This window comes from Roseovarius sp. YIN77 (genome assembly GCF_057219155.1).
Map to the genome: position 1 here is coordinate 1 of NZ_JBXVVI010000061.1, position 1,000 is coordinate 1,000.

Annotated in this window: 3 protein-coding genes; all 3 read left to right on the forward strand. The window is 47.8% G+C overall.

Annotation, left to right across the window (positions count from 1 at the left end; all coding sequences use genetic code 11):
- Positions 1-604: recombination protein NinG (locus AC2D8P_RS16605; protein ID WP_484703999.1), on the forward strand; the 604-nt coding region annotated here is incomplete at its 5' end.
- Complete coding sequence (locus AC2D8P_RS16610; protein WP_002901791.1) at positions 601-807, forward strand: phage NinH family protein; 207 nt, start codon at positions 601-603, stop codon at positions 805-807. The genes AC2D8P_RS16605 and AC2D8P_RS16610, both read left to right, overlap by 4 nt.
- The coding region (locus AC2D8P_RS16615; RefSeq protein ID WP_484704000.1) for a metallophosphoesterase at positions 785-1,000 on the forward strand (216 nt) is incomplete at its 3' end. The genes AC2D8P_RS16610 and AC2D8P_RS16615, both read left to right, overlap by 23 nt.

Here is a 1,000-nt window from a genome sequence, read left to right on the forward strand (position 1 = left end):
ATCAGCGCGAAGACGATGTAAAAACGATGAATGCCGGGAATGGTTTCACCCTGCATTCGCTAATCAGTGGTGGTGCTCTCCAGAGTGTGGAACCAAGATAGCACTCGAACGACGAAGTAAAGAACGCGAAAAAGCGGAAAAAGCAGCAGAGAAGAAACGACGACGAGAGGAGCAGAAACAGAAAGATAAACTTAAGATTCGAAAACTCGCCTTAAAGCCCCGCAGTTACTGGATTAAACAAGCCCAACAAGCCGTAAACGCCTTCATCAGAGAAAGAGACCGCGACTTACCATGTATCTCGTGCGGAACGCTCACGTCTGCTCAGTGGGATGCCGGACATTACCGGACAACTGCTGCGGCACCTCAACTCCGATTTAATGAACGCAATATTCACAAGCAATGCGTGGTGTGCAACCAGCACAAAAGCGGAAATCTCGTTCCGTATCGCGTCGAACTGATTAGCCGCATCGGGCAGGAAGCAGTAGACGAAATCGAATCAAACCATAACCGCCATCGCTGGACTATCGAAGAGTGCAAGGCGATCAAGGCAGAGTACCAACAGAAACTCAAAGACCTGCGAAATAGCAGAAGTGAGGCCGCATGACGTTCTCAGTAAAAACCATTCCAGACATGCTCGTTGAAACATACGGAAATCAGACAGAAGTAGCACGCAGACTGAAATGTAGTCGCGGTACGGTCAGAAAATACGTTGATGATAAAGACGGGAAAATGCACGCCATCGTCAACGACGTTCTCATGGTTCATCGCGGATGGAGTGAAAGAGATGCGCTATTACGAAAAAATTGATGGCAGCAAATACCGAAATATTTGGGTAGTTGGCGATCTGCACGGATGCTACACGAACCTGATGAACAAACTGGATACGATTGGATTCGACAACAAAAAAGACCTGCTTATCTCGGTGGGCGATTTGGTTGATCGTGGTGCAGAGAACGTTGAATGCCTGGAATTAATCACACTGCGCAGAACTGATGAGGAT

Excerpts from the sequence above, each read along its gene's own strand:
- AC2D8P_RS16610 (WP_002901791.1), top strand. The coding sequence starts at position 601 with ATGACGTTCTCAGTAAAAACCATTCCAGACATGCTCGTTGAAACATAC.